6 protein-coding genes are annotated in these 7557 nt (G+C 67.2%); 2 read left to right on the top strand and 4 right to left on the bottom strand.

What is annotated here, in order from left to right:
• Positions 1 to 416, bottom strand: a 416-nt coding sequence (locus A5673_RS13615; protein WP_156748172.1) for a DUF222 domain-containing protein, incomplete at its 3' end; no start/stop codon positions are given.
• Positions 417 to 962: 546 nt separating this feature from the next.
• On the opposite strand from A5673_RS13615, the gene hsaA reads away from it, so the two are divergent.
• Positions 963 to 2147, top strand: coding sequence for a 3-hydroxy-9,10-secoandrosta-1,3,5(10)-triene-9,17-dione monooxygenase oxygenase subunit (gene hsaA, locus A5673_RS13610; protein ID WP_068232809.1), 1185 nt, complete (start codon positions 963 to 965; stop codon positions 2145 to 2147).
• Between the two features lie 14 nt (positions 2148 to 2161).
• Positions 2162 to 3400, top strand: a complete 1239-nt coding sequence (locus tag A5673_RS13605; protein WP_068232804.1) for a cytochrome P450 — start codon at positions 2162 to 2164, stop codon at positions 3398 to 3400.
• A gap of 3 nt (positions 3401 to 3403) precedes the next feature.
• On the opposite strand, the gene A5673_RS13600 is transcribed toward A5673_RS13605, so the two are convergent.
• From A5673_RS13600 to fadD12, 3 genes are all read right to left on the bottom strand, one after another.
• Complete coding sequence (locus A5673_RS13600; RefSeq protein ID WP_068232802.1) at positions 3404 to 4549, bottom strand: Rieske 2Fe-2S domain-containing protein; 1146 nt, start codon at positions 4547 to 4549, stop codon at positions 3404 to 3406.
• Positions 4550 to 4651: 102 nt separating this feature from the next.
• Positions 4652 to 5923: an alpha/beta hydrolase gene (locus A5673_RS13595; protein ID WP_068232799.1), complete on the bottom strand. Its 1272-nt coding sequence runs from the start codon at positions 5921 to 5923 to the stop codon at positions 4652 to 4654.
• A complete protein-coding gene (fadD12, locus tag A5673_RS13590; protein WP_068232796.1) occupies positions 5923 to 7554 on the bottom strand; it encodes an acyl-CoA ligase FadD12 in 1632 nt (543 codons plus the stop codon). Before fadD12 ends, A5673_RS13595 begins: the two co-directional genes overlap by 1 nt.
• Positions 7555 to 7557: the final 3 nt, after the last annotated feature.

The raw sequence follows: 7557 nt of genomic DNA, 5'->3' as shown, positions 1-7557 counted from the left end.
GCGACAAAGCTACGGATGATCTTGATGTGCCCGTCGCCGATCAACCCCTGGCGCTGGGCGGCGGCGGTCGCGGCCAGTTTGGGCGCCAGCGGCTGGCCGGTCAACGACCGGCGCTCCCCGAGATCCTCGGCCTCATCGACGCGCCGGGCGGCCTCGGTTTTGGTCAGCCGCAACCGGTCGGCCAACGCCGAACGCAGCGAGCCCCCCAACTCGGCCTTGCTGGCCTGCGCCCCGAGCTGATTGATCAACGCGTGCCCGGGTGTGCGCAGCCGGCGCGCCACGCACTCGAGGCGCTCGAGGGCCCGCAATCGCTCCGGGGTGGTGAACACGTCAAACGACAACGCGCACAGGCGTTCCGCCTCGTGATCGAGCGCGTCGAAGACCTCCACGATCTCCTCACGACTGCTCGCACCCATGCCCCAGACTCTACGAACACCCCCCGACAAGAATCGCCACAATGTGACCACTGAAACAACTGGGACGCAAGGGATTACCGGCAAACACCTCACCGGTGGTGGGGCCGATTGGTCGCGTACACCTACGACAGCAAAGCGGGCGACGGCCTTCGCGAAAGGTGCGCCCGCGGGGAGCTGGAGATGTGGAAAGCGTGTTGGGCGTGCGGCAATTCGGCGTGGCGACCGGGGACTTGGACACCGCGCGCGAATCCTCGACGATTCCTGCGCCTCGCCGACCAGGATGCGGGAGTGGTCGTGGCCTGGGCGCCCGCACTCAAGACGACGAAGGCCGCCAGCCGCTGCCCGTACGTCCATCGTTTTTGCGAGGCGATCCGGGCGAAGCGCCTGTGGGACTTTATGCCCTAGCTCCGACCGCGGGTGACGACATAATTAGAACAAGTTACAGAGCGGATTTTTGGTCTGTACCAGCGAAAACAATCGAATATTCGACCAATATTGCAACGTGCTCTAGTCCCGTGATCGGGTGCGCACGCCTGGAGGTAAGCAGTGACGACCATTCAAGAGCTCGATGCGCATTCCGTCCTGTCCGACATCGACGACCTGCTGCCCAGGCTGCGGCAGCGGGCGCCGGAGACCGAGGAGCTGCGGCGGTTGCCGGATGCCACCGTCGACGAGCTCCAAGAGATCGGCTTCTTCCGGCTGCTGCAGCCGGCGCAGTGGGGTGGGCTGCAGTGCGATCCGACGGTGTTCTTCGACGCCGTCCGGCGGCTGGCCAGCGCGTGCGGGTCCACCGGGTGGGTGGCCTCGATCCTCGGCGTGCACAACTGGCACGCGGCGCAGTTCGACCAGCAGGCCCAGCACGACGTGTGGGGCGAGGACGCGGGCGTGCGGATCTCCTCGTCGTACGCCCCGATGGGCGCCGGGCAGGTGGTCGACGGCGGCTATCTGCTCAACGGTTCGTGGAACTGGTCGTCGGGCTGCGACCACGCCACGTGGACCTTCGTCGGTGGCCCGGTGATCAAGGACGGCCAGCCGGTCGACTTCGGCAGCTTCTTGATCCCGATCGGCGATTACCGCATCGACGACGTGTGGCACGTCGTCGGCCTCAAGGGCACCGGCAGCAACACCCTGGTGGTCAAGGACGTGTTCGTGCCCCGGCACCGGTTCCTGTCCTACAGGTCGATGAACGACCACACCGCCGGCGGGTTGGCGGCCAACACCGATCCGGTCTACCGGATGCCCTGGGGCACCATGCATCCCACCACGATCACCGCACCCATCGTCGGGATGGCGTACGGCGCCTACGGATCCCACGTCGAGCATCAAGGGCGGCGGGTGCGCGCGGCGTTCGCCGGCGAGAAGTCCACCGACGACCCGTTCGCCAAGGTGCGCATCGCCGAGGCCGCCAGCGACATCGACGCCGCGTGGCGACAGCTGATGGGCAACGTCGGCGACGAGTACTCGTGCCTGCTGGCGGGCCGGGAGGTGCCGTTCGAGCTGCGGACCCGGGCCCGTCGCGATCAGGTGCGCGCCACCGCCCGCGCGATCGCCGCGATAGACCGCTTGTTCGACGCTTCGGGCGCCACGGCGTTGGCCGATACCGCCCCGCTGCAACGGTTTTGGCGCGACGCGCACGCCGGCCGGGTGCACGCCGCCAACGATCCCGAGCGGGCCTACCTGATCTTCGGCAACCACGAGTTCGGGCTGGCGCCCGGCGACACGATGGTCTGACAGAGGAGCCACTGATGACCTGCCCCCACCTTCCCGCCGGCTTCGACCCGACTGATCCTGACATCTACGCCGAGCGGTTACCCGTCGAGGAGCTTGCCGAGTTGCGCCACAACGCGCCCATCTGGTGGTGCGATCAGCCCATCGGCAAGGGCGGCTTCAACGACGGCGGCTTCTGGGTGGTGACGAAGCACAAGGACGTGAAGGAGGTGTCGCTGCGCAACGACGTCTTCTCCAGTTGGCTCAACGGCGCCATCCCGCGTTTCGCCGACGACATGAGCCGCGAGGACATCGACCTACAGCGGTTCGTGTTGCTCAACATGGACCCGCCGCACCACACCCGGCTGCGCAGGATCATCTCGCGGGGGTTCACGCCGCGCGCGATCGGCCGGCTGCGCGACGAGCTCAACGAGCGGGCGCAGGCCATCGCCAAGGCCGCCGCCGCAGCGGCTTTCGGTGATTTCGTGGAGCAGGTCGCGTGCGAACTTCCGCTGCAGGCCATCGCCGGGCTGCTCGGTGTGCCGCAGGAGGACCGCGGCAAGCTGTTCCGGTGGTCCAACGAGATGACGGGTGCGCAGGATCCGGAATACGCGCATGTCGATCCCAAGGCCTCATCCGCCGAGGTGTTGGCCTACGCGATGCAGATGGCCGAGGCCAGAGCCGAAAACCCCGGCGACGACATCGTTTCCACGCTGCTGCAGGCCGATATCGACGGCGAGAAGCTCTCCGACGACGAATTCGGTTTCTTCGTGATGATGCTGGCGGTCGCCGGTAACGAGACCACCCGCAACTCGATCACCCAGGGCATGATGGCGTTCGCCGACTTTCCGGACCAGTGGGAGCTGTACAAGAAGGAGCGCCCGGAGACCGCGGCCGACGAGATCGTCCGGTGGGCCACCCCGGTCACGGCCTTCCAGCGCACCGCCAAACAGGACACCGAGCTGTCGGGGGTCACGATCAAGAGGGGCCAGCGGGTGTTGATGTTCTACCGCTCGGCCAACTTCGACGAGGACGTCTTCACCGATCCGTTCGCCTTCGACATTTTGCGTAACCCGAACCCGCACGTCGGGTTCGGCGGCACCGGCGAGCACTACTGCATCGGCGCCAACCTGGCCAAGCTGACGATCAACCTGATGTTCAACGCCATCGCCGACCACATGCCCGACCTGACGCCCCTCTCGCCACCGGAGCGGATCCGGTCGGGGTGGCTCAACGGCATCAAGCACTGGCAGGTCGACTACACTGGCGCGCGCTGACTTCTATTGGGGCTGAACGACCTTGGGCCGCAGGTTCTCGTCGACCTCGGCGTGCCAGTGCCTGTTCGCCGCCGTGGTGTCGACCTCGTACTCGAAGCGGTCGGTCATCTGCGGCGTGACGTCGGCGGCATCCACATAGAACTGCTGGTACCAGCGGCGCAGCTGATAGACCGGGCCGTCCTCTTCGACCAGCAACGGGTTTTCGATCCGGGTCTTGTGCTTCCAGATCTCGACGTCCTGCAAAAAGCCCATGCTGACGCCCTCGGTGAACGCTTCGGACAGCTTCTCGGTGGCGGCGTCGTCCATGCCCTCGGGCTTTTTCACGATGACGCCCCACTGCAGCATGAAGGAGTTCTGCGTGACGGGGTAGTGGCAGTTGACGAGCACCGACTCGACTTTGTAGCCGCCGTAACTGTTGTGCAGCCAGTTGATCATGAACGACGGGCCGAAGTAGGAAGCCTCGGAATCGAGCAGTTGTTCGCCGGTGTAGTGCGAACCGCCGAGCAGCACGTCGGGCCGGCCGACCGTGCGCAGGTACTGCGACGCGATGTGGCCCTCGAAGACGTTCTTGAAGTACGTCGGGAAGCCGTAGTGGATGTAGAAGAAATGCGCCATGTCGACGATGTTGTCGACGATCTCGCGGCAGTTCGAACCCTCGATCAGCTCACTGCGCCAACGCCATTCGGTCCATGCGTCGCTGGCGGCCTCGGGAATGTCGGGGATCTGTAGTTCCGGCGACGGGGGGTTGCCCTCGGGGTCGTGCCAGACGAAGAGCAGACCGTTGTGCACCTCGGTGGGCCACGTTCGGGTGCGTGCCATCCGCGGCGTGCGCTTGGCGTACGGCACCTGCGTGCACCGGCCGTCGCCGCCCCACCGCCAGTCGTGAAACGGGCACGCGACGGTATCGCCCTTGACCATGCCCTGCGACAGGTCCCCGCCCATGTGCCGGCAGTACGCGTCGAGGACCCGCAGGTTGCGTTCGGTGTCGGCGAAGACGACCAGCTTGGTGCCGAAGACGTTGACCGGGTGGGGCCGGCCGTCGAGGAAGTCCCGGGCCACGCCCAGGCAGTGCCAGCCGCGAGCGAACCGGGTCGGCAACGTCCCGACGTCGATCTCCCGCACGCCGACCCCAGCGGTATCGATACTCACCGTGCGCCTCCACTCGCCGACCGACTAGAACACGTTCTAGTTTTGCCTCTGGCGAGCGGACAGCAATGCAGGCGAAAGCCCCTAAAGATGTGACTTATGGCCCTAGTCGCGCCCGAGATAGGTGGTCGCGTAGACCCAGGACAGGAACCGGGCCACCGCCTGCGCGGATTTATTCGCCCGCGGCGAACCGAAGATGTCGAAAGCGTGTTGCGCGTAAGGCAATTCGGCGTAGACCACGGGGGACTTCGACACCGACCGGAGTTCGCCGACGAACTCCTGCGCCTCGACGACCGGGATCAGGGAATCGTCAGTTCCATGCAGGACGAAAAATGGCGGTGCGTCCGGCCGCACGTATTGGATCGGCGAGGCGTCGAGGTAGATGTGCCGGTGGGTGCTGAGCTTGTGTTTTACCACCAGCCTTTCGAGCACCTCGACGAACTCGGCGCGCCCGTCGGCCTCGGTGGAATACCAGTCGTAGCGCCCGTAGTACGGGACGGCCGCCACCACCGAGGTATCGGCCTCTTCGAAGCCCGGCTGGAATTTGGGGTCGTTGGGCGTCAGGGCCGCCAACGCGGACAGGTGACCACCCGCCGAGCCGCCGCTGATCGCAACGAAATCCGGGTCTCCGCCATAGGCCGAGATGTTCTCCTTGACCCACTTCAGCGCGCGCTTGACGTCGACGATGTGGTCGGGCCAGGTGTGCCAGGGAGAAACGCGGTAGTTCATCGACACGCACACCCAGCCGCGCGAAACCAGATGGCTCATCAGGGGATACGCCTGCGGGCGGCGCCACCCGATCATCCACGCGCCGCCGGGCACCTGCAACAGCACCGGCGCCTTGCCATCGCGCGGCAGGTCGCGTCGACGCCAGATGTCGGCCAGGTTCGCGCGCCCGTGCGGGCCGTAGGACACGATGTTTTCTTTGTCGACGAAGCGCCGCCGGGCCACCGTGGTGCGCAGGGGTGGGTTGCGTCGGCCCCTGCCCTTTCGAGGGGTCGGCGTCGCGGGCAGTTTGGCCAGTTCCTCGGCGTAATCGGGGCCGAGCTCTTCTTTCAGTCCGGTTTCCAGCACTGGGCCGGGGGTTGTCGCGCCACGGTATTGGATCATTCCCAGGATCGGCCAGGACGCGACCGTGAGGGCCAGCGCCAGCTTTCCCTTTCGTCCCGCGAAATCACCCCGGCGGGCGCGTCGGGCGGCATCGAGCATGGAGGCGGCGGCGTAGAGGCCCGGCACCTCCGACGCCGGCCAGCCGAACCAGAACACCAGCACCGAGGCGTAGGGATGCCGGCTGATCGGGTGTAATCCGTTGGCAGCGTTGGTCAATTCGAGCGCGGCACGCGCCAGCGGCCTGGGTTGTCTGACGTTGAAGCGCATCAGCCGCCGACCCGGGCCTGCAGCTCGTTGCGCAGGATCTTGCCGGTGCTGCCGCGGGGCAGCTCGTCGAGGACGGTGATTTCGCGGGGCACCTTGTAGTTGGCCAGGTTCTCGCGCACGTGTTGTTTGAGCGTGTCGACCGTGGCCGATCCGCCCGGGACCAGCACCACGAAGGCCGCCAGCCGCTGCCCGTACTGCTCGTCGTCCACGCCGATCACCGCGGCCTCCGCCACCTCGGGGTGCGCCGCCAGCGTCTTCTCCACCTCGATCGGGTAGACGTTCTCGCCGCCGGACACGATCATCTCGTCGTCGCGTCCCACGACGAACAGCCGCCCGGCCTCGTCGAGGTATCCGACGTCGCCCGACGACATGTACCCGGCGTGAAAATCCTTCGTGGTGCCCGACGTGTAGCCCTCGAACTGGGTGTCGTTGCGGACGTAGATGGTGCCGACCTCCCCGGTGGGCAGCTCGTTGAATTCGTGGTCCAGGATGCGGATTTCGGTTCCGCCCGCCGGCCGGCCCGCGGTGTCGGGGGCCGCACGCAGGTCCGCCGGGGTGGCGGTGGCGATCATGCCGGCCTCGGTGGCGTTGTAGTTGTTGTAGATCACGTCGCCGAACTGGTCCATGAACGCGATGACGACGTCGGGGCGCATCCGGGACCCGGACGCCGCGGCGAACCGCAATGACTTGCCGCTGTACCGGTTTCGCACCTCGGCGGGCAGCTCCATGATGCGGTCGAACATCACCGGCACCACCGCCAGGCCGGTCGCCTGATGGCGGTCGACGAGGTCCAGGGTGGCCTCCGGGTCGAACTTGCGCCGGGTGACCACGGTGCAGGCCATCGACGCGGCGAAGATCAGCTGCGAGAAGCCCCAGGCGTGGAACATCGGCGCCGCGATCACGACGGTTTCCTCCGCCCGCCACGGCGTGCGGTCCAGGATCGCCTTGAGCGTGCCCACTCCGGCGTTGCCGCCGGTTTGGTTGGCGCCCTTGGGTGTTCCGGTGGTGCCCGAGGTCAGCAGGATCATCCTGCCCTTGCGCCCGGTGCGGTGCGGCCGTTGGCCGGCGTCCTCGGCGATCAGCCGCTCGACCGTCGCGCCGTGCTGCCCGTCGGAGGTCCAGGCCAGGATCCGGGTGGCGTCCGGCTTGTCGGCCAGCGCGCGATCGACGGTCTCGGTGAACTCCTCGTCGTACACCACGGCGTCGACGCCTTCGCGGTTGACCACGTCGGCCAGGGCCGGCCCGGCGAACGACGTGTTGAGCAGCACGACGTCCGAGCCGATCCGGGCGGCGGCCACCACCGCCTCGACGAAGCCGCGGTGGTTGCGGCACATGATCCCAACGACCTTCGGCTGACCCGAGGGCAGGCCCTGCAGCGCCGCGCCGAACGCGTTGATCCGCTCGTCGAGCTGCCGCCAGGTCAGCGTGCCCAGCTCGTCGATCAGGCCGGGACGGTCCGGGCAGCGCGCCGCCGCGCTGGCGAAGCCCACGGTCATGCCCAGGCCCTCGCGGCGCATGGCCGCGGCCATCTTCAGGTAGCGGTCGGGGCGCATCGGCGCGATCATCCCGGCGCGCCACAGGGTTCCTAAGACACCGAGGCCGTCGAGAGCCTGGTTGACGGGGGAGGCCACGGC

This window comes from Mycobacterium sp. E3198 (assembly GCF_001667015.1).
Taxonomy (GTDB): domain Bacteria; phylum Actinomycetota; class Actinomycetes; order Mycobacteriales; family Mycobacteriaceae; genus Mycobacterium.
The sequence above is the reverse complement of the archived record's forward strand: the minus strand, read 5'-3'. Positions and strand labels throughout refer to the sequence as shown.

Coding starts and splice junctions, on each gene's coding strand:
- A5673_RS13595 (WP_068232799.1), bottom strand. CDS start 5,923: ATGCGCTTCAACGTCAGACAACCCAGGCCGCTGGCGCGTGCCGCGCTC.
- A5673_RS13605 (WP_068232804.1), top strand. CDS start 2,162: ATGACCTGCCCCCACCTTCCCGCCGGCTTCGACCCGACTGATCCTGAC.